This window comes from Massilia aurea (genome assembly GCF_014200505.1).
GTDB lineage: Bacteria > Pseudomonadota > Gammaproteobacteria > Burkholderiales > Burkholderiaceae_D > Telluria > Telluria aurea_B.
Genome location: NZ_JACHBX010000005.1, coordinates 357,728 through 381,008, shown reverse-complemented (window position 1 = coordinate 381,008; position 23,281 = coordinate 357,728). Strand labels below are relative to the sequence as shown.

Below are 23,281 nucleotides of genomic sequence, written 5' to 3'. Positions count from 1 at the left end.
GTCAAGCGCGCGCGCCGGCGGCGCCCTCGACGAACGCGATCGCATCCAGAATGGCTTCGCTCGTCGCGGGAGCATTCAGTGGTGGGTTGACCCGGTGCCCGCCCACGCTCGAGATGGCGTCGCGCAGCGCGAAGAAGACCGAGAATGGTAACAGCAGAGGCGGCTCGCCCACGGCCTTGGAGCGGTGGATGCTGTCTTCGACGTTGGCGTTGTCGAACAGCGCGATGCGAAAATCCTCCGGGCAGTCCGAGACTGCCGGTATTTTGTAGGTCGACGGCGCATGCGTCATCAGCTTGCCGGCCGGGTTCCACCACAGTTCTTCCGTGGTCAACCACCCCATGCCCTGGATGAACGCGCCTTCGACCTGGCCGATGTCGATCGCCGGATTGAGCGAGCGGCCTGCGTCGTACAGTGCGTCGACACGCAGCAGCTTCCATTCGCCGGTGAGCGTGTCGACCACCACTTCGGACACCGCCGCGCCGTACGCGAAGTACGAGAACGGGCGGCCCGTCATCGTCTTCGGGTCCCAGTGCAGGCCAGGCGTGGCATAGAAGCCATCGGACCACAGCTGCACGCGCGCCAGGTAGGCCTTGGCGACGAGCTCCTCGAACGGCAGCGCCAGGCCGGCGACGAACACAGTGCCGGCCGCGAAGCGCACGTCGCTGGCCGCGCCCCCGTACTGCTGCGCCGCGAATTGCGCGAGGCGCGCTCGGATCTTGCCGGCGGCATCCTGCGCGGCCTTGCCGTTCAGGTCCGCGCCAGTCGAGGCGGCGGTGGCCGACGTGTTCGAGACCTTGCTGGTATTGGTCGCGGTGGCGCGCACGCGCCCCAGCTCCACGCCCAGCTCGTGCGCCACGACCTGCATCACCTTGGTGTTGATGCCCTGCCCCATCTCGGTGCCGCCGTGGTTGACGAGGATGGAGCCGTCCACGTAGACGTGCACCAGCGCGCCGGCCTGGTTCAGGTGCGTGACATTGAACGCGATGCCGAACTTGAGCGGCGTGAGCGCCAGCCCCTTCTTGAGCACGGGGCTGGTGCGGTTGTAGTCCTCCACGGCCGCGCGGCGCGCGCGGTAGTCGCTGCCCGTTTCCAGCTCGGCCACCAGTTCGGGGATGACATTGTCGACAATCGTCTGGCCATAGGGCGTGACGTTGCACTCCTGCTTGCCGTAGAAATTCAGGCACCGGATATCGAGCGCATCGCGGCCCAGGTTGCGCGCGATTTCGTCGAGCACGTATTCGATGGCGATCGCGCCCTGCGGACCGCCGAAGCCGCGAAACGCGGTGTTCGATTGCGTGTTGGTCTTGCCGCAGGCGGCGCGGATGTCGACGTCGGACAGGTAATACGCATTGTCGAAGTGGCAGACTGCGCGCGTGGCGACAGGCCCGGACAGGTCGGCCGAGTAGCCGGCGCGCGTGACCATATCGACCCGCGCGGCCAGGATCCGGCCTTCTTCGTCGTAGCCGACTTCGTACTCGTAATGGAAGCAGTGGCGCTTGCCGGTGACGAGCATGTCGTCGTCGCGGTCGGCGCGCAGCTTGACCGGGCGGCCCGTACGCACCGCGGCGATGGCGGCCGCCGCGGCCCACAGCGCCGACTGCGATTCCTTGCCGCCAAAGCCGCCGCCCATGCGGCGGCACTCGACCGTGACGTGGTGCGAATGCAGGCCGAGCGCATGGGCGATCACGTGCTGCATCTCGCTCGGGTGCTGGGTCGACGAGTACACGTGCATGCCGCGGTCTTCGCCGGGAATCGCATACGCGATCTGGCCTTCGAGGTAGAACTGCTCCTGCCCGCCCACGTACAGCTGGCCCTTGACCGTGTGCGGCGCGCGCGCGAACGCTGCTTCGGCATCGCCACGCGTCAGGCGCATGGGCGGCAGCACGTACGATTGCGCAGCGCGCGCTGCCTGCGGCGTCAGGATTGCGGGCAGGTCTTCGTAGGTCACCTGCGCCAGGCGCGCCGCGCGCCGGGCGTTGTCGTGGCTGTCGGCAATGACGATGAAGACCGGCTGGCCGACGTACTGCACCAGGCCATCGGCCAGGATCGGATCGTCGTGGATGATCGGGCCGCAATCGTTCAGGCCCGGGATGTCGGCCACGGTCAGCACGGCGACCACGCCAGCGCTGGCCCGCACCGGAGCCAGGTCGATGGCAGTGATGTGCGCATGCGCGCGCGATGACAGGCCGAGCGCCGCATGTAGCGTGCCGGCAAGCTCGGCGATATCGTCGGTGAAGGTCGCGCCGCCACGCACGTGCAGTTCGCTCGATTCGTGCTTGCGGGCGCGGCCCACTTCGGCCCAGGCGTCCAGGTTCTTGATGCCGCCGTCGTTCATGGTCGTCTCCTCAGGCGCCGGCAAAGGCATTGACTGCCTGCGCGGGCAGCGGATCGTGCAGGCGAGTCTCCAGCCAGAAGCGGCGCAGCAGGTTCTGCGCCGTGCGCATCCGGTAGCTGCTCGAGGCCCTGGCATCCGACAGCGGCGCATAGTCGCGGCCCAGCGCCGCCATGGCCGCCGTCAAGACGGCTTCGTTCCACGGCTGGCCCATTAGCGCGGCCTCAGCCTGCGCAGCGCGCTGCGGCGTTGCGGCCATGCCGCCGAACGCGATGCGGGCGTCGACGATCGTCTCGCCGTCGAGCACGATGGCAAACGCAGCGCACACGGCCGAGATGTCCTGGTCGAAGCGCTTGGCCAGCTTGTAGGTGCGAAAGCGCAGGCCCGGACGCGATTGCGGCAGCGGCACGCGCACGGCCTGGACGAATTCACCGGGCCGCAGATCCTTCTTCTGGTAGCCCAGGTAAAAGTCGTCCAGCGCCAGCACGCGCGTACCGGCGCTGCTGGTCAGGACCACCTGGCTGCCCAGTGCGATCATCCATGGCATCGAGTCGCCGATGGGCGAGCCGTTGGCCACGTTGCCGCCCAGCGTGCCGGCATGGCGGATCGGCAGCGACGCGAAGCGCTGCCAGAGTTCCGTCAGTTCGGCGGGATAGCGCGCAGCCAGTGCCTGATAAGCGTCCTGCAGCGAGACACCGGCGCCGATCTCCAGCATGCCGTCCTGTTCGTGCATCGTTTTGAGCTCGGCGACCTGGCCAAGATAGATCACGTCGCCCAGTTCGCGCAGTTGCTTGGTGACCCACAGCCCGACATCGGTCGAACCGGCCAGCAGCACGGCGGCCGGATGGTCTGCGCGCAGCGCCGCCAGCTCGGCCACGGTGCGCGGCACGTGGAAGTGCTGGCCATGCGCAGCGTAGGTGAAGCCGTGGCTGCGCTGCAGCGTGCGCAGGCGTTCGGCCAGCGCAGCGCGATCGAAGGCAACCGGCGGCAGTTCGACCATGCGACGCGCGGCGTCGATGATCGGGCGGTAGCCGGTGCAGCGGCACAGGTTGCCGGACAGCGCATCGTTGATCTGGCAGCGCGATGGCGCGCGCCCTTCCTGCTTCAGGTACATGCCAAACAGCGACATCGCAAACCCCGGCGTGCAAAAGCCGCATTGCGAGCCGTGACATTCGACCAGCGCCTGCTGCACGGGATGGGGCGCGCCATCGGGCTGCGCCAGGTCTTCGACCGTGAACAGCGCCTTGCCATCAAGGGTCGGCGTGAACTGGATGCAGGCGTTCACGGCGCGCAGCGCCAGTTCGCCATCTTCCAGCGAGCCGATCACGACGGTGCAGGCGCCGCAATCGCCCTCGGCGCAGCCTTCCTTGGTGCCGGTGCAGCGCAAGTCCTCCCGCAGATGCTGCAGGATGGTTTGCGTGGGCTTTACGTCGCGCAGTTCGCGCACCTGGCCCTGGTAGAGGAATCGGATCGGTTCTGACATGCCTGTCTTTGGTGAGTGGATTGCTGGACGCCAAAGGCGGAAGGCTACCATTCGGCGCCCGCCAACCTATAACCAATATGTGATATCGCTCATATCGAAAGGCATATACGTAGGGTGGACGGCTATGCCGTCCACGCGTCCGACTTGCCGTCGCACACCACAGAGCACGGTTGGTTTGAACGCGTGGGCGGAAATCCGCCCACCCTACTTGTGGTCAAGCCAAGGATGCACCATTTTCCAATGATTGGCGATATCGATACGCCTCGTGACCCAGACCTTGTCGTGCCGGCCCACATAATCGAGAAAGCGCGCCAGCGCCGCCGTGCGGCCCGGGCGGCCCGCCAGGCGGCAATGCAGGCCGACCGACAGCATCTTGGGCTGGTTCAGGCCATCCGGGTCGCCCTCGGCGTACAGCACGTCGAACGCGTCCTTCAGGTAATCAAAGAACTGCGTGCCCGAATTGAAACCGCCGGCCGAGGCAAAGCGCATGTCGTTGGTGTCGAGCGTGTACGGCACCACCAGGTGCGGCGTGCGGCGCACCACCCCATCCGGGCCGGCCGCGTCGACCTGCTGCCAGAACGGCAGGTCGTCGCCGTAATGGTCGGCGTCGTAGGCAAAGCCGCCATGCTCGACCACGAGGCGGCGCGTGTTGGGCGAGTCGCGTCCCGTGTACCAGCCCTGCGGCGCCGCCCCCGTCAGGTCACGGAAAATCGCCACCGCTTCGTGCAGGTGCGCGCGCTCGGTGGCTTCGTCGACGTTCTGGTACGAGATCCAGCGCAGCCCATGGCAGGCGATCTCATGGCCCAGCTCCTGGAACGCGGCCACCGCCTCGGGATGGCGCGCCAGCGCCTGGGCCACGCCGAACACGGTCAACGGCAGCTTGCGCTCCTCGAACAGGCGCAGCAGGCGCCACAGGCCGGCGCGCGAGCCGTATTCGTAGAGCGACTCCATGCTCATGTGACGCGCGGGGAAGGCGCTGGCGCCAACGATCTCGGACAGGAAGGTCTCGGACGCCGCATCGCCATGCAGAACGTTATTTTCAGCGCCCTCTTCGTAGTTGAGCACGAACTGCAGCGCGATGCGCGCCGCGCCCGGCCACTGCGGATGAGGCGGCGTGCGGCCGTAGCCGGCCAGGTCGCGTGGATAGGTCGTGGACATGAAGCACTCCGAAGAATGATATAAGCCTGATCATATAGCGCTGGGCGAACAGCGGTATAAGATGCGACGCATACCGCAACGCATCCACCACATATGGGAGACCGGATGGGCAAACTCACCACCCACGTACTCGACACCGCGCACGGCTGCCCCGGCGCCGGCATCACCGTCGAGCTGTATGCGATCGACGCGGCGGGCCGCACGCTGCTCAAGGCCGACGTGACGAACGACGACGGCCGCTGCGCCACGCCCCTACTCGAGGAGGCAACGATGCAGCCCGGCCAGTATGAGCTGGTGTTTCATGCGGGCGACTATTACACGGCGCGCGGCGTGGCCTTGTCCACCCCGCGCTTTCTGGACCGCATCACGCTGGGCTTCGGCATCGCGGCCACGGACCAGAATTACCACGTGCCGCTGGTGATGACGCCCTGGTCGTACTCGACCTACCGGGGCAGCTAGCTTGGCGCCGCACCGGCTTGGCCCCGCACGCATCGGCATTGGCCTGATCCAGGGCGTGTTGCTGTACCTGCTCTACACGGCCCTGCAGGACAAGCTTTGGCCCGCGACCGCTCCCCTGCTGTTCGCGCCGCTGGTGCTATTGGGCGTGCTGCTGCCGGTAATTCTGATCAGCGCCCTCGGGCATGTGACGCGCCGGACGCTGGCAGGCTGGGTGAGCGCCGCAGCCATCGCGATCGTGCTGCTGGCGATCCACGATGTCTGGCGCCGGCTGGGCGGCGTCGATGCACTGCGACCGACGCCGTCGGACGCCCTGTCGGCGTGCCTGGCGGCCGGTTGCTTCATCGCCCACGCGCTGGTGCTCGCCGGCGCGCGCGATCGCCGGCGCATCGCAGCGTATGCCACGTATTTTGACGTGGCGTGGACGCTTGGCCTGCAGCTCGTCTTCAGCGCCCTGTTCGTCGGCGCAACCTGGCTCGTGCTGCAAATGGGCGCATCGCTGTTCGACCTGATCCGGCTCGACTTCCTGAGCCAGGCCATGGAAAAAGCCTGGTTTTCCATTCCCGTCACCGCCTTCGCCTTTGCCAGCGCGATGCACCTGACCGACGTCAAGCCGGCCATCGTGCGCGGCATCCGCAATCTGGTGCATGTACTGTTGTCGTGGACCCTGCCGGTGCTCACCCTGCTGGTGGGCGGCTTCCTGGCCAGCCTGCCATTTACCGGGCTTGCGCCGCTGTGGGCCACGCGCAGCGCCGCCGGGATGCTGCTGTCAGCGGCAGCCTGCTTTGTGGTGCTGATCAATGCGGCCTGGCAGGATGGCAGCGAGCGCCCGGTGCGCATCATCGCCGTTTCGGCGCGCGTGGCGAGCCTGCTGCTGGCGCCGCTGACGCTGCTCGCGGCGTACGCGCTCGCGCTGCGCGTGCTCGATCATGGCTGGTCGACCAACCGCGTGATCGCCGCCGCCTGCCTGCTGGTGGCGGTGTGCTACGCCAGCGGCTATGCGGCGGCGGCCGCGCGGCGGGGCTGGTTGCCCACACTGGCCGGCGTGAACATCGCCGCCGCCTTCACGGTGCTCGGCGTGCTGGTGCTACTGCTCTCGCCACTGCTTGACCCCGGACGCATCGCCGTGGCCAGCCAGCTGGCGCGCCTGGATGCCGGCCAGATCACGTTACGGCAACTGGACGTGGACCATCTCTGGCATCACGGCGAGCGCTACGGCCGCGACGCACTGGCCCGGCTGCAGAGCAGCACGACCGGCCCGGATGCCGCCTGGTTGCGGACCGAACTGGCGGACCTGCGCCAGCCTGCCCCGGACACCGGCGCCATCAACATGGTCAAGCAGCTGCACGTGTAGCCGACGGGCGCCACGCTGCCGGCAGGCTTCGCGCAGAACAACTGGCGCCGCATGCAGCAATCGACGCGCCTGCCGTGGTGCATGCGCACCCAGGGCGCGGTGTGTGACGCGTTCGTGCTCGACCTGGGCGGCGATGGTCGGCCAGAGGTCGTCGTGGTCGGCCGCAACGTCAATGGCAATGGCCATGAAAGCGCCGTGTTGCGCCAGGATGCGCACGGCGCCTGGGAACTGGCTGCCACCCTGCCTGAGCTGTACGGCGATTGCGCAACGCTGTTCGACGCCATGCGCGCTGGGCGCCTGCGCGCCGCGCCGCCGGTGCTGGCGGATCTGGAGATCGACGGCCGCCGCATTCCCCTGCAAAACGATCCCGGTCATCTGGACTGCACTGTGTCGTCCGTCAAGCCTGTTGAGTAACTTGCCATAAAGGAATGTGTCCTGACGACGTTGTGTGTCAGTCAGGCCACATTCCTTCCGGAAATGTCTCCAATACTCTCGGTATGTCATAAAACTGTTGCCGTAAATATTGCCGTCTGGATAGAATAAATTCCAGTATGTACCGGCGCTCCTGCCTGCTGCCCTTGTCAGCGCCGTCGTTTCCAGCAGCTTACGTTTCAGCATACCCCTATTATGAAAAAAACAATGATCGCCAGTCTTCTGGCGCTGCCTCTGTGCGCGTCGGTCGCACAAGCACAGGAGAACGCCGTCAAAATCAGCGGCTTCGGCACCGCTGCCGCTACCTACGCGGATGAAGACCGCGCCGAATTTGCCCGTCCGAACCAGGCCAGTGGCAGTGCAGGCGACTTCCGCACCGGTATCGACTCGAACCTCGGCCTGCAGGCTGACTACACCGTCAACGACTGGCTGTCGCTGACCGCGCAAGGTCTGGTGCGCAAGGATGCCGAAGAAGGTTATGGCGCCGAACTGAGCTGGGCCTTCGCCAAGTTCCGCATCTCGGATGAACTGAGCGTGCGCGTGGGCCGCGTCGGCCTGCCGATCTTCATGATCTCGGATTATCGCAACGTGGGCTATGCCAACACGATGCTGCGCCCGCCGTCGGAAGTGTATTCGCAAGTGCCGTTCAACAGCGTCGATGGCGCCGACATCACCTGGCGCCACGAGTTCGGCAACACCAGCCTGACCACGCAGTTCGCAGCCGGCAGCACCAAGGCGCCGGTGACGAGCTTCCACGTGCGCGGCAAGGACATCCTGGCACTGAACCTGGTGGCCGAAAACGGCCCGTTCACGCTGCGCGTGGGCCACGCCCGCACCAAGGTCACGCTCGACGACCTGCCATCGCTCAATACGCTGGTCGGCTCGCTGCGCGCCGCCGGTGCCGGCTATCGCCTGCCCCAGCTGACCGCGCTGGCAAGCGAGGTGGAAGCCAAGGGCGACAAGGGCACGTTCAATTCGATCGGCCTGACCGCTGACTGGAACAATTTCGTGCTGCAAAGCGAATTTGCCAAGCGCAAGACCGAGACCTACATCAACGACACCACGTCGTGGTACGTGATGGGCGGCTACCGCATCGGCAAGTTCCTGCCGTACTACACGCGCTCGGAACTGAAGATCGACAGCACCATCAACAACACCGTGCCGACCGCCTGCCCCGCCGGCTTCCCGGTCGCCTGCACCCCGACCCTGCAGGCGCTGCGCGCCGGCGTGAGCCGGATTGCCGTCTCGGGCGTTGGCCAGGGCGAGCAGACCACCGACACCATCGGCGTGCGCTGGGACTTCTACAAGTCGGCCGCACTGAAGGTGCAGATCGACCGCATCAAGCCAACCGGCAGCGGCCTGTTCATCAATGTCAAGCCAGGTTTCTCCGGTCCTGTGACCGTCGGCGCCGTCGCCCTCGACTTCGTGTTCTAAGGAGCGCCCATGAAAAAAATTCTCATCGCTGCCTGCCTGAGCACCGCTTTCGCTGCACTGCCGGCTCTGGCCGAAGTGGTTGTCGTCGTCAATCCGAAGGCCGCCGAAAGCGCACTGACCAAGGATCAGGTCGCCCAGTTCTTCCTGGGTAAATCGACGTCGATGACGCCGATCGACCAGCCCGACAACGCCCCGGTACGCGCCGAGTTCTACAAGAAGGTCGCGGACAAGGACGCGGCCCAGGCCAAAGCCCTGTGGTCCAAGCTGGTGTTTACCGGCAAGGCCACGATGCCGAAGGAAGTCGCCGACAGTGCCGGCGTCAAGGCCGCCGTCGCCGCCAACCCGAAGGCCATCGGCTACATCGACAAGAGCGCCGTCGATGCGAGCGTCAAGGTCGTCCTCACCCCATAAGCAAGCACTAACCACGCCCGCCACCGGCTCTGCGCCGCGTGGCGGGCGTTGTATCTGGAGACAAGCATGAGCATCAAGCGCAGGATCTGGGCACTGCCCATTATTTCCGCCATCATCTTCGGCCTGGGGGCCGGCATCAGCGCGACCATCGCGAACGGCGCCCTGAAGTCGATCACCACCACCGAGTCGGTGGACTATCCGCTGATGGACGCGGTCAAGGTCCTGTCGCTCGACATCGGGGCCGTCACCGTCATGCTGACCGATGCCGTCACCGAGAACGACAAGGCGCTCGTCGACCAGGCCAACAACCAGGCCACCAAGGTGCGCACCGCACTCGACCAGCTCGCCAAGATCCCTGGCCAGCAAGCCACGAGCGCACGCCTGAATACCGAATTCACTGCTTACTACACGCCGGCACTGTCGTCGGCCCGCATCATGCTCGAGATGGAGCAAGGCGACCCGCAGGCCACCGTCGGCGCCATGCAGAAGGCGCTGGCCGCGCTCAATGCCGACCTGGCCAAGACAGCCGATCTGGCCCAGCGCCAGTTCGCCGCCGGCATCGAAGCCAGCCAGAACAGCGTGCGCCAGACCGTGATCGCGATGGTGCTGTCGGCCCTGATCGTGATCGCGGTGCTGGTAGCCATCTCGTGGTTCATGGTTCGCACGATCTGGCAGCAGCTCGGCGGCGAGCCGGCCTATGCGCGCACGATCGCGCAGGCGGTGGCCGCCGGCGACCTGTCGATGGAGATCCACACCGACGCGGGCGACAGCAGCAGCCTGCTGGCCGCGCTGAAGGAAATGCGCACCCGCCTGTCGACGCTGGTGGGCGACATCAAAGCGTCGGCCGATGCCATCGCCAGCGCCAGCAGCGAGATCGCCAGCGGCAACGCCGACCTGGCCAGCCGCACTGAATCGCAGGCCTCGAACGTCGACCGCACCACGCGCGCGATGGCCGAGCTGACGGGCGAAGTGCGCCAGAATGCCGCCAATGCCAGCGAAGCCAGTGCGCTGGTGGTCACAGCCAACGAAATCGCATCACGCGGCGGCGACGTCGTCGGTGGCGTGGTCACGACGATGGGCGACATCAGCGCTTCGTCGAAAAAGATCGTCGACATCATCGCGACCATTGACGGCATCGCCTTCCAGACCAATATCCTGGCCCTGAATGCGGCCGTTGAAGCAGCCCGCGCCGGCGAGCAGGGCCGCGGCTTTGCCGTGGTGGCCAGCGAAGTGCGCACGCTGGCGCATCGCTCGGCATCGGCCGCCAAGGAGATCAAGGAATTGATCGGCGACTCGGTCGCCAAGGTCGGCGCCGGCAGCGCGCTGGTGGACCAGGCCGGCGTGACGATGGCGCAGATCGTCGAGGCCGTGGGCAAGGTGCAAACCATCATGCTCGAGATCCGCGATGCGGGTACGCGCCAGAACGCGGGCATCGAAGACATTGGCCTGGCCATCGGCAGCATCGACGCGATGACGCAGCAAAATGCGGCGCTGGTCGAGGAAGCAGCAGCCGCCGCCGAATCGCTGACGGGCCAGACCGGCCACCTGACCGATGCGCTGGCCGTGTTCAAGCTCGCGCATACGCCTGGCGTGAGTGGCTCGACATCGAGCACGCGCCTGGCGCTCACGCACTGACACGCATGCAAAATTAGCGAGCTGAAGTGTTGCGAAAACCCAGCTTTGCAAGGCGACCACAACCGTAATAGCTTTACCAAGAGTGTTTCATCGCCGCCAAGGCGGCTCACTCTGTAGCGCGACCGATGGGCGCAGCGCCATGTGGACGATCCGGCATGCCATGCCAGATTGTCCACATGCCCGTCTTGCTGCACGTCACACCAAATCCTTTACAAAATTAATGCCCATAGGCATCATCCCTTGATCCGCCGGTGACTCTGGCGTTCTGGTCACATTCCTGAGGTACCCACACCCGGCTCATATGGCAGCAGTCCTCCCTCATCCGACCACCGGCACACCGTTGTCGGGCCTTGCGCGCGCGCTCGTCCAGGCCAACCGCCTGAGCGCCGTGCAGGCGGACATGCTGCACAAGAAAGCCGCGCAGGAAAAGATCGCGTTCATCGATGCCCTCTTGGCCAGCGGCGCCATCGAGGCGCGCACGCTGGCTGCGTTTTGCGCCGAGACCTTTGGTTATCCGCTGCTCGACCTGTCGGCCTTTTCGGTGGGCGTGCTGCCCGCCAGCGCCATCGACGCCAAGCTGATGCAGGCCCAGCGCGTGATCGCGCTGGCCAAGCGCGGCAACAAGCTGTCGGTCGCGCTGTCCGACCCCACCAACAGCCAGGCGCTGGACCAGATCAAGTTCCAGAGCGAGGCCACGGTCGAACCCGTCATCGTGCCGCACGACGCCCTGCTGGCCCTGCTGGCAGCCATCGCCAAGGGCGCCGAGCAGGACCTGAGCGACCTGGCCGGCGAAGAAGCGGCGATCGAGTTCGCCGACGACGACAAGGAAGCCGCGCCGCCCGAGGCGGCCAACGATGTCGAGGACGCGCCGATCGTGCGCTTCCTGAACAAGATCCTGATCGACGCGGTGACGATGGGTGCATCGGACATCCACTTCGAGCCCTTCGAAAAGTTCTACCGCATCCGCCTGCGCGTGGACGGCGTGCTGCGCGACCACGCCTCGCCGCCACTGGCGATCCGCGAAAAGCTGGTCTCGCGCATCAAGGTGCTGGCGCGCCTGGACATCGCCGAAAAGCGCGTGCCGCAGGATGGCCGCATGCGCCTGATCATGTCGGCCACGCGCACGATCGATTTTCGCGTCAGCACGCTGCCCACGCTGTTCGGCGAAAAGACCGTCATGCGTATTCTGGATGCGACCCAGGCCCAGATGGGCATCGACGCGCTCGGTTACGACCCGGACCAGAAGGCGCTGCTTCTCGACGCCATTGCCCGTCCCTATGGCATGGTGCTCGTGACGGGCCCGACCGGCTCCGGCAAGACCGTCTCGCTGTACAGCTGCCTGAACCTGCTCAACAAACCGGGCATCAATATCTCGACTGCGGAAGACCCGGCCGAGATCAACCTGCCCGGCGTGAACCAGGTCAACGTCAACGAAAAAGCCGGTCTGACCTTCCCTGTCGCCCTGAAGTCGTTCCTTCGCCAGGATCCCGACATCATCATGGTCGGCGAGATCCGCGACCTGGAAACGGCTGACATCGCGATCAAGGCCGCGCAGACGGGCCACATGGTGTTCTCGACGCTGCACACGAACGATGCGCCGTCGACGCTGACGCGCCTGATGAATATGGGCGTGGCGCCGTTCAACATCGCCTCGTCGGTCATCCTGATCACGGCCCAGCGCCTCGCGCGCCGCCTGTGCACCTGCAAGCAGCCGCTCGAGACAAGCCACGACGCGCTGCTTGCCGCCGGCTACCGCGAGACCGATATCGACGACACGTGGAAGCCGTACGGCCCGGTCGGCTGCGACCGCTGCCTGGGCTCGGGCTACAAGGGCCGGGTCGGCATCTACCAGATCATGCCGATCTCGCCCGCGATCGAGGCGCTGATCCTGGGCAACGGCAACGCGATGGAAATCGCGGCCCAGGCCGAGAAGGAAGGCGTGAACTCGCTGCGCCGCTCGGGCCTCATGAAAGTCAAGCAAGGCCTGACCAGCGTCGAAGAAGTCCTCGGCTGCACCAACGAATAAGACCCTGAACAGGAACCCCCATGGCAACTTCCCTATCCCCCAAGAGCCGCGGCGCACAGGTCAAGGAGAACGTGTACGCGTGGGAAGGCAAGGACAAGACCGGGCGCACCGTGCGCGGCGAAGTGCGCGCCGGCGGCGAGGCGATCGTCAACGTGACCCTGCGCCGCCAGGGCATCATGGTCACCAAGGTCAAGAAGAAGGTCTACCGCAGCGGTAAGAAAATCACCGACAAGGACCTGACCATGTTCACGCGCCAGCTCGCGACCATGATGAAGGCCGGCGTGCCGCTGCTGCAATCGTTCGACATCGTCGGCAAGGGCCACGGCAACCCGTCGATGGCCAAGCTGATCCAGGACCTGCGCAACGACGTCGAAACCGGCACCAGCCTGAACCGCGCATTCCGCAAGTTCCCGCTGTACTTCGATCCGCTGTTCTGCAACCTGGTCGGGGCCGGCGAACAGGCCGGTATTCTGGAAGACCTGCTCACGCGCCTGGCGATCTACAAAGAGAAAACGCTCGCGCTCAAGGGCAAGATCAAGTCGGCGCTGACCTACCCGATCGCCATCCTGGCCATCGCGTTCATCGTCACCGCCGTGATCATGATCTGGGTGGTGCCGGCCTTCAAGCAGGTATTCGAAAGCTTCGGCGCCGACCTGCCCACGCCCACGCTGGTGGTGATGGCGATCTCGGACTTCTTCGTCACCTGGTGGTACCTGATCTTCGGCTCGATGTTCGCCACCGGCTATTTCTTCTTCCAGGCCTGGCGCCGCTCGCTCAAGATGCAGCAGGCCATGGACCGCCTGCTGCTGCGCCTGCCCATCTTCGGCCCCGTGATTCGCAAGGCCACCATCGCGCGCTGGACCCGCACGCTCGCCACCATGTTTGCCGCCGGCGTGCCGCTGGTGGAAGCGCTCGACTCGGTCGGTGGCGCGTCCGGCAATGCTGTCTACCTGGAAGCGACACGCAAGATCCAGAACGAGGTCAGCACCGGCACCAGCCTGACGGCGTCGATGCAGAATGTCGACGTGTTCCCGAACCTGGTGATCCAGATGGTGCAGATCGGCGAAGAATCCGGCTCGCTCGACGCCATGCTGGGCAAGGTCGCCGACTTCTTCGAGGAAGAAGTCGACGAGGCTGTCGCGGCGCTGTCGTCGTTGATGGAGCCGTTGATCATGGTGATTCTGGGTGTGCTGATCGGTGGGCTGGTGGTCGCGATGTATTTGCCGATCTTTAAGCTTGGGTCGGTGGTGTAAGTGGGGTCTGCAGGGTTTCGGAAAACGTTGCGGTGAACGCGCCGTGGAGCTCAGGCAGGAGCAGCCTTTTCAGGCCCGTGAAAATGTGCGCATCTTTCCCGCGTTGAGTGTGCCAAACTTTTGATCCTCCTCTCATATGGAAGCGGATCTCAATATGCATCGAGCATTTGGCATCGCGGTCCTGGCTGCGATGTTTTTAACGCCTGCCGTCGGTGCTGAAGCGCCTGCCCAAACCATGTCTGTTTCATTGGCACGTGAAGTCGCCAGCAAGACGGTCGCGCTTGTCGAAAGCCGTGGCCTGTACCCACGCCAGCAGGCTGAATATGACCGGGCCAGGATGGCACTGCTGGCTATGTTTGACGGTCAACCGCTGGAAATCGACCGGACAGGGCTGTACACACGCATCACTGGTCTCCTGGCGACCCTCGACACGAACGGGCATAGCTTCCTGATCCCTGCAAGCCATGACTTGACCACACGGAGCACGCAATCAACGTCAAACGATCTTCCACCGGCGACTTTCCAGGTGCTGCAAACAAGCAAAGGCAAAGTCCTGCGCTGGACACCGCCGCCTGTCGTCAATAGCACGACGATGGCACTTGGCCCCTACCTGACACGCTTTCATGACGAGGCCGGGACAACGCCCGACATCGCCGACGCCTGCGCCCTGGTGGTCGACCTGAGCGAGCAGACTGGTGGGAACGCCTGGCCACCCCTCGTGGCGATGTATCCCTTGTTCAGCGATGCCAACAACGCGATGTGGGTCGACCGCGACGGAAAGCGCACGACGCTGATGAATCGTGCTGGCCTGGAAGACATGCGCCAGAGGGCGGGTGAAGGCCGTGCCAATCCGTTGAACCGCTTCGACAAGGGACCGCTGGCGGTCGTCACCGACAAACGCACATCGAGTGCGGGTGAAATGTTGTTGATTGCTCTGCTGGGCGAGGCCAGAGTGCAGACCTTCGGCAGCACCTCGTCAGGGATGACGACTGCCAACGCGACGTATCCTTTGCCGGATGGTTCGACCCTGGTGTTGACGCAGTCCCGATATGCACTTGGAAAAGGGCCGGTGATTCATGGAGGGATTGCACCGATGCACCCGATCAACCCGGGAGAGAGTTTAGTTGATCGGGTTGCCAGCGCTGCTGAATGGGTCGCGGAGAACTCTGCCAGTTGTCGTGCCACCGGGCGCAAGTAACAGCGATCGAACCAAGCCGTTGATCGTTCGAGTCGGATGGACCGCTGCCGTCCAGGTAGGTCAGCGCCTGGCCAAAAGCCGCTCGCCATGGTCCGTAAGGTTATACGCCCCATCTTCATTTTGATACTTGTACCGTCGCTTCACTCATGCTAATTTATTTAACACGTTAACTAAATGGCGCCATCATGAATTCAGAACCCTTCCACATCACGCTTCCTGCAGACGGCAACATCGGGGGAAGTCTTTGGACGACGCGTGGCGCCAGGGCGGTCGTGCTTCTGCACCCCGGAACAGCGGTCACGCAACGTTATTACGAATCGTTCGCGCGCTATCTGTTAACGCTGGGTTTGAACGTGGTGACTTATGACTACCGTGGCACGGGACGATCGCGCCCTGCTGATCTGCGCGGCCTCACTGTGTCGATGTCCGACTGGATGGACGACGACGTGGGCGCAGTCACACGCTGGGCTGCTGCACGCTTTCCCGCTCTGCCAATGTTCGCGGTTGGACACAGCTTGGGCGGACATGCCCTTGCTCTCTCGGAGCACACGAACTCGCTTCGCGCCGCCGTACTGATTGCTGCGCATGCCGGGGTGACTGCGTCAATTCGCGGCGTTGCAGAACGAATCAAGGTATGGACAATCATGCGTATCCTCGCGCCGCTGCTGTGCTCAGTGCTTGGCTACATGCCTGGACGCAAACTTGGACTTGGCGAAGACTTGCCCCGTAATGTGATGCTGCAATGGAGCCGCTGGACAACGCTGCCTCGCTATTTTTTCGATGATCCTGCAATGGACGCCGAGCGGCGCATGGCGCGCGTGCAGATACCCCTGCTCGTCGTGGGCTTCGATGACGATCCCTGGGCCAACCCGGACGCAATCGGTATGCTCATTGCACCACTTGTCAACGCAAAAATAGAGCGGCATCAGATTGCGCCGCGTGACGCTAACCTGCCGGTCATCGGGCACATGGGGTTCTTCCGCAAACGTTCAGAACGTCTATGGCCGCAGATTGGGTCTTGGTTACTGGAACAACTCAGGCATGTCGACGGCGAACCTGCCGATATTGCCGATGATCTGCAAACGAAACAGAGTACGACATGAGCAACGACGTCAAATCTCCGCGCTTCGTTTTCCTGGTCAATCAGGCCCACCGAAAACTGCAGCGCTGGACCGAAACCAGGCCGGGGACGTGGGAAGGGATCAGCACAGCACAAGTCGGGCTTCTTTTTTTGCTGGCATCGCGCAACCAGGCCACGATTGGCGAGATTGCCCAGGCATTGCAGGTAGCGCCTGCGGCAACCACCAACCTCTCCAAACGCATGGAAGTTTCGGGGCTGATCGAACGCATTGCTGACCGTGATGACGGAAGAGTAACCCGGCTGCGACTGACGCAATCCGGCGAGGAAGCAAGTGCACGAAGCAGGGAGATGCTCAAAGAGCTGAACAAACGGATGAGCGACGGTTTCTCCAGCGAAGAATTGGCGACCGTTGCACGTTGGCTCTCACACGTGGGCGACCTGGAATGATAGTTGCGACGCTATTTCATCTCGGTAAAGCGTTCAGGTCTGACATCACGCAGGTGATATAGCCGGCAGCGCGACATAACCCACGTAGCCGTCCGGCAGCGCCAGCGGAAAGCAGCGGCAGGCCTGCAGCGCGACGGCGCGCTCGTCGCACCACTCGGCCAGTTGCAGGCCAAGGCACTTCAGGCGTGCCTCGTGTTCGCTCCAGGCACGCGCAAACGCGGCATCTCGCTCGCCCTCGGACCGGGCTGCCAGCTTACGGGCTGCTTCCGGTCCCAGGTAATCGCGCGCCACTGCCCGCCAGTCCGGCACCGGCGAGATTGACATCACGTCGATACCAACCGCACCATTGAAGGAATACGCCGCTACCGAGAGGTTGCCGTCATGGCTGATCGACAGTGCAACCCGCTGATCCCCGGCGTCCAGCGCCACGATCGCCCAGGGCGCAACACCCTGCGGCGAATGCAGTGCGATTCGGCCCGCATCGATGCCGACATGCGCGGCCAGCGCCGCTGTCAGGACAGCACGAATGCGCAGCCGGGCCGCTTCACGGTCTGACTGCCCGCGTACACCCAGCAACGCCAGGCCAGGTGGCACAGCAAGCGGGGAACCGCTGGCGTCGCCAGCCCAGCAAATGGCCAGAGGCATCACCACACTCACCCCGCCGCCCGTAAAGGCGCCGCAGGCAGACCAACCCAGCTCGTCGCGGCCGGAATATGCTCGCCCTTCATCACCAGCGTCAGTGGTCCCAGGCGCGCGTTATCTCCCACCCGAGCGCTGTACAGCACCGCGCTGCGCGGGCCGAGGTAGACCTTGCTGCCGATATCGACCCGGTCGATCTTCATCACCCGGTCTTCGAACAGGTGGGTCTGCGGACAGGACAGCGCATTGAGTTCGCTATGGTCGCCAATGTGCACGCAGTCGAACTCGGTGATGTCGGTGGTGTCCATGTACACGCCCTTGCCGATGTGGCAGCCGAGCAGGCGGAAGGCGACTGGCAGCCATGGCGTGCCGCGCAGGTAGCGCATGAAGTTGGGCACCGCAATGCCTTCGTACATATTGGTGACGCCTTCGGACAACCACACGAACGGCGTCCACATCGGCTCCGCGCGCTTCTCGTAGCGGCCCAGTAACAGCCACTTGAAGGCCAGCACGAACAGGTAGTTACCGATGCCGTAGGCCAGCCCGATCAACGCCAGGTAGGCAATGACAGCGCCCCAGTGCCCTGCCCCCGCGATCGGCATCAGGTCCAGCACTACCGTGTAGCCGACCGTAATTACCATGGCATGCGGCGCCACGATGCGGAAGGCTTCCACCAGCGAGCGGCCCAGGCGGCGCAGGGGCGATGGCTTGTAGGTCAGGTGCTCCGGATAACCGCCGACCTGTTCGCGCGCGGGCAGGCGAATCGGGGGCGAGCCGAGCCACGTGTCGCCGGCCGTCATGCGCTCGTTGTCCGGAGCGTGGGTATGCACGCCAACCAGCACGCCCTCCGGCAGGATGGTGCCGTCCGGGATGTAGCTGCCGTTGCCGACGAACGAGCGGTTCGACACGACGGTCGGCTGCATCGTCATCCAGCCGCCATCGACATGTTCGTCGCCCAGCATCACGGCGTCGGCAATGAAAGTCTCGTCACCCAGCGTCAGCATGTCCGGGACCACGCCCAGCGCGGTGGAGATCTCGGCATCGCGTCCCACCTTGGCGCCCAGCAGGCGGTACCAGAACGGCGCGTAGACAGTGGCGTAGATGCCGTGCAGGACGTTCAGGCTGGACTCCTGGATATGGCTGACCAGCCACTTCTTGCAATAGGCGTTCGAGTGGACAGCGTAGCGGCCCGGCTGGATGCGCGGCAAAAAGCCCCAGCGGATCGCCGCCGACACCAGCATGGTCAGGAACACCAGCACGGCACTGGCCGGTAACGCCAGCACGAAGTAGCGCACCAGCTGGCCTTCGATGGTGCTCGCCTGCAGCCAGGCCAGCGCACCGCGCTCGTCGAACCAGTCGATCAGCAACAAGCTCGGGAACACCGGCATGAAGAACAGCGTCGCAACCAGCAGGATGCCGAAAACGAAGAACAGCGCTTCCCCTGCGCGGCGCAGCTGGCTCGTGTGCGGGCGCGGCGGCAGTGCCGATGGATCGAACGCATGGGCATCGCGTGCCGGAGAGCCCTTCCAGACGCGGTTTGCGGGCACGACACCACCGTCCTGCAGCGCCGACTGGCCCTCCAGATGGCCATGCCGCTCCACGCGGGTGTTCCCTTCCAAGATGGCGTACGACGACACGAAGGCGTCGTCTTCGAGCGTGACACTGCCCAGGAGCAGGCGGCCGCGCTCCACGCGCGCGTTCTCGATATTGACGGCATTGCCGATGCTGACGTTGTCACCAAACTGCAGCAGTTCAGGCGCGCGCACGGTCATCGAGCCGATCACGACATCGTCGCCAATCTTCGCGCCCAAGAGACGCAGCCACCAGGTGTACAGCGACGACCCGGCGAGCAGGTAGGTGGGCGCCGCATCGATCAGGCGGTCGGCCAGCCACCAGCGATAGTACGTCATGCCCCACAGTGGGTACGAGCCAGGCTTGAGCCGCCCGGCGACAAGCCATTTACCGCCAATTGCCAGCACGAACTCCATGACCGTTGCCAGCAGGAACACGCCGATCGCCGCCGCGACCGCCCGGGGAACGCTGTCGCCGGGCTCGCCGGTCAGGTAGTGATACGCGAAGAACGGCGCCAGCCACTGCGCCATGCGCAGCGTCACCAGCAACGGAAAGACCGCCAGCTGGGCCAGGCCGCACAGCCAGCGCTGCCTTGCCGGCGGCGGGGTCCAGTCGGCCTCCATCGCCGCCGTTCCCGCGCCTTGATCGAGGCTGGCCGCAATCGCGCCAATCTGGCGCTTCTGGTAGATGTCGCCCACCGTCATGTGAGCGAAGCGCGGATCCTGGCGCAACGCGCTTGCCAGGCGGGCGGCAAAGAACGAGTGACCGCCCAGGTCGGAGAAGAAATCCTGCTCGCGCCGGATCGGCTGGCCCGGGAACAACTGGGCAAGGGCCGCAAACAAGGCGGTCTCACCCGCGGTTTCCGGCGCGTCCGATGCCGCCAGGTCGCTCGGCAGTGGCGCGCTCAGTGCCATGGCCTTCAGGGCCTTGCGGTCGATCTTTCCCGAGGTCAGGCGCGGCATGACCGCAAGGACTTCAAAGCGGCTCGGCACCATGTAGGGCGGCAGGCGGCCGGACAGCGCCGTGCGCAGCGTGGCGCTCGCAAGCTGTTCGTCGGTCGCTGCCGGCGTCGGTACCAGATAGGCGACCAGGCGGTCGATGCCATCGTCCTTGCGCAGCAGGACGGCGGTGGTACCGATGCCGTCCTGCTGGGCCAGTACGGCCTCGATCTCGCCCAGTTCCACGCGAAAACCGCGGATCTTGACCTGATCGTCGGTCCGGCCCAGGCACACGACCTGCCCGTCCGGTTCGATGCGCGCAAGGTCGCCCGTGCGGTACAGGCGCGCATCGTCGCTGCCACTGGCCCATGGGTTGGGCAGGAATTTTTCGACAGTCAGATCAGGGCGGCCCAGGTAGCCGGCAGACAGGCCGGGACCGGTGATGCACAGTTCCCCGGTGGCGCCGCGCGGCAGGATCTGCAGGCCCTTGTCGGTCTCGGTCGAGATGACCAGCAGACCATAGTTCGGCAGTGGATCGCCGATGGTGATCGTGCGTCCCGGTTCCATGCGCGCCAGGCTGGCCGAAACCGTCGCTTCGGTCGGACCATACGTGTTGAACATGACACGGCCGGGTCGCGAGAAGCGCTCGACCACGGCTTCCGGACACATCTCGCCGCCCAGGTTGATGATTCGCAGGCTCGGGACATCCTGGGCGAACAGGGACAGCAGGGTCGGCACCGCATGCAGCACGGTGACGCCGTTTTCGGCGAGCAGGCGCGGCAGCGCTTCCGGATCGCCCGCGGCTTCTTTCGGTCCGAGCCAGAGCGTCGCGCCGACCAGGTAGGAAATCCAGATTTCTTCGAACGACATGTCGAAGGCAACCGAGAAGCCCTGGTAGACACGGTCATCCGCACGCACGCCAAGCACCGCGTTCTCGCTGCGCAGGAAGTGACAGATGCTGCGCTGGTCGATCAGGATGCCTTTCGGCTTACCGGTCGACCCCGACGTGTAGATCACATAGGCCGGCGCGCTCCCCGACACCACGCCACGACGCTTGAGCACGTAGTCGTCGGTTGCCGGCAGCAGCAGATCCTCGGCCATGTGGATGGGTTGGGTAATACTGCCGAGACGCTCGCGCATCCGTTCGCTGGTCACCAGCGCCGGCGACCCGGCGTCCGTCATGCAAACCAGCAGGCGCTCGGCCGGCGTGTCTTCGTCGACCGGCAGCCAGGCGGCCCCGGTCTTGGCGATTGCCGCCTGCATGATCAACAGGTCGATCCCGCGTGGCATCCACAGACCAACGATATCGCCTGGCCCGATGCCGGAGTCGATCAGGCGCGAGGCGGCCAGGCTGGCCTGCTCGTCGAGTTCGCGGTAGCTGAGCTGGCGTGCGCCGGACACGAAGGCGGGCTGGTCGGGCGCTCGCTGCGCGCTGGCTTCGAGCAGGTCGGCCAGGATTTCATCGCGCAGCAGCTCGGGCTGGTGGGGTCCGTACAGGATGTCGGGATGCTGCGTCGAGGAAATAGAATTTTTCATCGACACCACATAAGGCTGAGACGCATTTACGCAAGGATGCTGTAAAACAAAAAATTCAGATCGTCACGGCGCGTCCGGCAACACCCGCAAGCCACGGGAATGATCGCTTCCCTCAAAGAGGACGGCGATCAGTCTTTTTTATGCTGGCAATGCTGGCAGCGTCCGGGCGGACACGCGCGCTGCTCCGCCCTGCTGCGCGACTGCTCGATTGGTCTTGAACGACGACACCACGTGCGTCAGCTGGGCTGCCTGGTTCTGCATCGATTCGGCGGCAGCGGCTGCCTCTTCGACCAGGGCCGCGTTTTGCTGTGTCACCTGATCCATCTGTACGACGGCAGTGTTGATCTGCTCGATGCCGGATGACTGTTCGGCACTGGCGGCACTGATGTGGGACATCACGTCGTTCACACGGCGAATGCTGTCGACCACTTCGGTCATGGTGGCGCGGGCGTCGCCCACCAGTCGTGTCCCTTGGGCGACCTGGACCACCGATTCATTGATGAGAGCCTTGATTTCCTTCGACGCGCTCGCGCTGCGCTGCGCCAGCGTGCGCACTTCACCGGCGACCACGGCGAAGCCTCGCCCCTGCTCACCCGCACGCGCCGCTTCGACCGCGGCGTTCAGCGCCAGGATGTTGGTCTGGAACGCAATGCCGTCGATCACGCCGATGATGTCGGCAATCTTGCTCGAATGGCGGTTGATGCCGTCCATGGTATCGACCACGCCGGCAATCACTTCCCCGCCACGGACTGCTACCCGGGAAGCCTGCGCGGCCAATGCATCGGCCTGGCGTGCGTTGTCGGCATTCTGTTTGACCGTAGAGGTGAGTTCCTCCATCGACGATGCGGTTTCCTCGAGCGACGATGCCTGCTCTTCGGTACGGGACGACAGATCCTGGCTGCCCACCGCTACTTGCGAGGAGGCGATCGCGATGGTCTCGGTGCTGGCCCGGACACGTTCCACAATGCCGGCCAGGCTGTCGTTCATCTGCTTTAGCGCGCCGAGCAGTTGACTGGTTTCATCTTTGCCGCTGACGACGATGACGCTCGTCAGGTCGCCGGCGGCGACGGTCAATGCCACCGACACGGCCTGGCGCAGTGGCTGCACGATGCTGCGCGTAATGGCGACGGCGCAGATGGTGGCGATCGTCAGCGCCACCAGGGCGACCGTCACCATTGCCATCCGTGCAGCGGCGGCACTGTCGTCGGCCATCTCGATGCTGGCACTGGCAATGGCGTTATTGAGGGCCACGATTTTCTCCAATGTCCCTTCAGAGCGCACGAACAGCGGTTCGGCAGCGCTTACCTGCTGGAAGAAAGACGCAAACAGTTCCTGCCGCCGCTCGGGTGACGTATTGCCCGCAAGCGCAGTCATGGTACGGGCAACCTGTTCTTCCGCGACTTGCCAGGCCTTCCACTCGCCCTGGAACTGATTCCAGAGTACGGTCTCTTCGGGCGTCTGTGGCAGAGGCTCATACAGGCGCCAGCCAGCATCGATCCGTTCCCAGGCTTTGCGGCGGTGCTCAAGAATGGCATCCAGCTGCTGCCGCGCATCAGGATTGTTCTGGTACAGCGCTACCGACATGTCGTAGCCCTTCACTGCCGTCTGTCCTTCGCTGACTGACAGCAGCCCATGGATCGACGGCAGGCGCACGTGGCCAACTTCAGCGCCTGCAGCCGAGACCCGTTGCAGGCCGGTATGGGCGCTCCAGCCAAAAGCGATCATTGCCGCCAGCATGATGGCGACGAGCAAACCAAGTTTGCGGGTGACGTTGAGATTTTTCAGCATGATTCGGTAGGTCGCGACACGAGAAGGGATGAAATGCATTGTCACCCACACAGCATGAAGTTTCCTAGTGGAAAATTATTTTGCGTGTGTGATGCATTACTTCTCGCG

At 64.6% G+C, this 23,281-nt stretch carries 17 protein-coding genes; 11 read left to right on the top strand and 6 right to left on the bottom strand.

Annotated features, from left to right (window positions below):
* Nucleotide 1 precedes the first annotated feature (1 nt).
* The 3 genes from xdhB to puuE form a co-directional block, all read right to left on the bottom strand.
* On the bottom strand, nucleotides 2–2,335 hold the full coding sequence (gene xdhB, locus HD842_RS21655; protein ID WP_183557327.1) for a xanthine dehydrogenase molybdopterin binding subunit: 2,334 nt from the start codon (nucleotides 2,333–2,335) through the stop codon (nucleotides 2–4).
* Nucleotides 2,336–2,345: 10 nt separating this feature from the next.
* Nucleotides 2,346–3,815, bottom strand: a complete 1,470-nt coding sequence (gene xdhA / locus HD842_RS21650; protein WP_183557324.1) for a xanthine dehydrogenase small subunit — start codon at nucleotides 3,813–3,815, stop codon at nucleotides 2,346–2,348.
* A 204-nt stretch (nucleotides 3,816–4,019) separates the two neighbouring features.
* A complete protein-coding gene (gene puuE / locus HD842_RS21645) occupies nucleotides 4,020–4,973 on the bottom strand; it encodes an allantoinase PuuE (protein ID WP_183557321.1) in 954 nt (317 codons plus the stop codon).
* Between the two features lie 105 nt (nucleotides 4,974–5,078).
* Between puuE and uraH the strand changes: the two genes are divergently transcribed.
* The 11 genes from uraH to HD842_RS21590 all read left to right on the top strand — a co-directional run bounded on the left by uraH (nucleotide 5,079) and on the right by HD842_RS21590 (nucleotide 16,700).
* Nucleotides 5,079–5,432 carry a hydroxyisourate hydrolase gene (gene uraH, locus HD842_RS21640; protein WP_183557318.1) on the top strand — a complete coding sequence of 118 codons (354 nt, stop codon included), beginning with the start codon at nucleotides 5,079–5,081 and terminating at the stop codon, nucleotides 5,430–5,432.
* A 1-nt stretch (nucleotide 5,433) separates the two neighbouring features.
* A complete protein-coding gene (locus HD842_RS21635; RefSeq protein ID WP_183557315.1) occupies nucleotides 5,434–6,783 on the top strand; it encodes a DUF4153 domain-containing protein in 1,350 nt (449 codons plus the stop codon).
* Between the two features lie 51 nt (nucleotides 6,784–6,834).
* Nucleotides 6,835–7,197, top strand: coding sequence for a hypothetical protein (locus HD842_RS21630; protein ID WP_183557312.1), 363 nt, complete (start codon nucleotides 6,835–6,837; stop codon nucleotides 7,195–7,197).
* A 225-nt stretch (nucleotides 7,198–7,422) separates the two neighbouring features.
* Nucleotides 7,423–8,649, top strand: coding sequence for a hypothetical protein (locus HD842_RS21625; RefSeq protein WP_308638669.1), 1,227 nt, complete (start codon nucleotides 7,423–7,425; stop codon nucleotides 8,647–8,649).
* Nucleotides 8,650–8,658: 9 nt separating this feature from the next.
* Nucleotides 8,659–9,060, top strand: coding sequence for a hypothetical protein (locus tag HD842_RS21620; RefSeq protein WP_183557306.1), 402 nt, complete (start codon nucleotides 8,659–8,661; stop codon nucleotides 9,058–9,060).
* Nucleotides 9,061–9,126: 66 nt separating this feature from the next.
* The gene (locus tag HD842_RS21615; protein WP_183557303.1) at nucleotides 9,127–10,695 is read left to right on the top strand and encodes a methyl-accepting chemotaxis protein; all 1,569 of its coding nucleotides are present in this window, start codon (nucleotides 9,127–9,129) and stop codon (nucleotides 10,693–10,695) included.
* Nucleotides 10,696–10,996: 301 nt separating this feature from the next.
* Nucleotides 10,997–12,721 (top strand): type IV-A pilus assembly ATPase PilB, encoded by a 1,725-nt coding sequence (gene pilB, locus HD842_RS21610; RefSeq protein WP_183557300.1) that lies wholly within the window; start codon nucleotides 10,997–10,999, stop codon nucleotides 12,719–12,721.
* A 20-nt stretch (nucleotides 12,722–12,741) separates the two neighbouring features.
* Nucleotides 12,742–13,974 carry a type II secretion system F family protein gene (locus HD842_RS21605; RefSeq protein ID WP_183557297.1) on the top strand — a complete coding sequence of 411 codons (1,233 nt, stop codon included), beginning with the start codon at nucleotides 12,742–12,744 and terminating at the stop codon, nucleotides 13,972–13,974.
* Between the two features lie 136 nt (nucleotides 13,975–14,110).
* Nucleotides 14,111–15,172, top strand: coding sequence for a S41 family peptidase (locus HD842_RS21600; protein ID WP_183557293.1), 1,062 nt, complete (start codon nucleotides 14,111–14,113; stop codon nucleotides 15,170–15,172).
* Between the two features lie 185 nt (nucleotides 15,173–15,357).
* Nucleotides 15,358–16,275 (top strand): alpha/beta hydrolase family protein, encoded by a 918-nt coding sequence (locus HD842_RS21595; RefSeq protein ID WP_183557290.1) that lies wholly within the window; start codon nucleotides 15,358–15,360, stop codon nucleotides 16,273–16,275.
* Entirely contained in the window at nucleotides 16,272–16,700 is a 429-nt protein-coding gene (locus HD842_RS21590) for a MarR family winged helix-turn-helix transcriptional regulator (protein WP_183557287.1), read from the top strand. Before HD842_RS21595 ends, HD842_RS21590 begins: the two co-directional genes overlap by 4 nt.
* 45 nt (nucleotides 16,701–16,745) lie before the next feature.
* On the opposite strand, the gene HD842_RS21585 is transcribed toward HD842_RS21590, so the two are convergent.
* The 3 genes from HD842_RS21585 to HD842_RS24400 all read right to left on the bottom strand — a co-directional run bounded on the left by HD842_RS21585 (nucleotide 16,746) and on the right by HD842_RS24400 (nucleotide 23,212).
* Nucleotides 16,746–17,345, bottom strand: a complete 600-nt coding sequence (locus tag HD842_RS21585) for a 4'-phosphopantetheinyl transferase family protein (protein ID WP_183557284.1) — start codon at nucleotides 17,343–17,345, stop codon at nucleotides 16,746–16,748.
* 8 nt (nucleotides 17,346–17,353) lie between these two features.
* Complete coding sequence (locus HD842_RS21580; RefSeq protein ID WP_183557282.1) at nucleotides 17,354–21,385, bottom strand: Pls/PosA family non-ribosomal peptide synthetase; 4,032 nt, start codon at nucleotides 21,383–21,385, stop codon at nucleotides 17,354–17,356.
* Nucleotides 21,386–21,523: 138 nt separating this feature from the next.
* A complete protein-coding gene (locus HD842_RS24400; RefSeq protein WP_308638664.1) occupies nucleotides 21,524–23,212 on the bottom strand; it encodes a methyl-accepting chemotaxis protein in 1,689 nt (562 codons plus the stop codon).
* Between the last annotated feature and the right edge of the window lie 69 nt (nucleotides 23,213–23,281).

What these genes read in the sequence shown, in the direction of transcription:
- xdhB (WP_183557327.1), bottom strand. Translation starts at nt 2,335, where the DNA reads ATGAACGACGGCGGCATCAAGAACCTGGACGCCTGGGCCGAAGTGGGC.
- xdhA (WP_183557324.1), bottom strand. Translation starts at nt 3,815, where the DNA reads ATGTCAGAACCGATCCGATTCCTCTACCAGGGCCAGGTGCGCGAACTG.
- puuE (WP_183557321.1), bottom strand. Translation starts at nt 4,973, where the DNA reads ATGTCCACGACCTATCCACGCGACCTGGCCGGCTACGGCCGCACGCCG.
- uraH (WP_183557318.1), top strand. Translation starts at nt 5,079, where the DNA reads ATGGGCAAACTCACCACCCACGTACTCGACACCGCGCACGGCTGCCCC.
- HD842_RS21630 (WP_183557312.1), top strand. Translation starts at nt 6,835, where the DNA reads ATGCAGCAATCGACGCGCCTGCCGTGGTGCATGCGCACCCAGGGCGCG.
- HD842_RS21625 (WP_308638669.1), top strand. Translation starts at nt 7,423, where the DNA reads ATGATCGCCAGTCTTCTGGCGCTGCCTCTGTGCGCGTCGGTCGCACAA.
- HD842_RS21620 (WP_183557306.1), top strand. Translation starts at nt 8,659, where the DNA reads ATGAAAAAAATTCTCATCGCTGCCTGCCTGAGCACCGCTTTCGCTGCA.
- HD842_RS21615 (WP_183557303.1), top strand. Translation starts at nt 9,127, where the DNA reads ATGAGCATCAAGCGCAGGATCTGGGCACTGCCCATTATTTCCGCCATC.
- pilB (WP_183557300.1), top strand. Translation starts at nt 10,997, where the DNA reads ATGGCAGCAGTCCTCCCTCATCCGACCACCGGCACACCGTTGTCGGGC.
- HD842_RS21605 (WP_183557297.1), top strand. Translation starts at nt 12,742, where the DNA reads ATGGCAACTTCCCTATCCCCCAAGAGCCGCGGCGCACAGGTCAAGGAG.
- HD842_RS21600 (WP_183557293.1), top strand. Translation starts at nt 14,111, where the DNA reads ATGGAAGCGGATCTCAATATGCATCGAGCATTTGGCATCGCGGTCCTG.
- HD842_RS21595 (WP_183557290.1), top strand. Translation starts at nt 15,358, where the DNA reads ATGAATTCAGAACCCTTCCACATCACGCTTCCTGCAGACGGCAACATC.
- HD842_RS21590 (WP_183557287.1), top strand. Translation starts at nt 16,272, where the DNA reads ATGAGCAACGACGTCAAATCTCCGCGCTTCGTTTTCCTGGTCAATCAG.
- HD842_RS21585 (WP_183557284.1), bottom strand. Translation starts at nt 17,345, where the DNA reads ATGCCTCTGGCCATTTGCTGGGCTGGCGACGCCAGCGGTTCCCCGCTT.
- HD842_RS21580 (WP_183557282.1), bottom strand. Translation starts at nt 21,385, where the DNA reads ATGAAAAATTCTATTTCCTCGACGCAGCATCCCGACATCCTGTACGGA.
- HD842_RS24400 (WP_308638664.1), bottom strand. Translation starts at nt 23,212, where the DNA reads ATGCATTTCATCCCTTCTCGTGTCGCGACCTACCGAATCATGCTGAAA.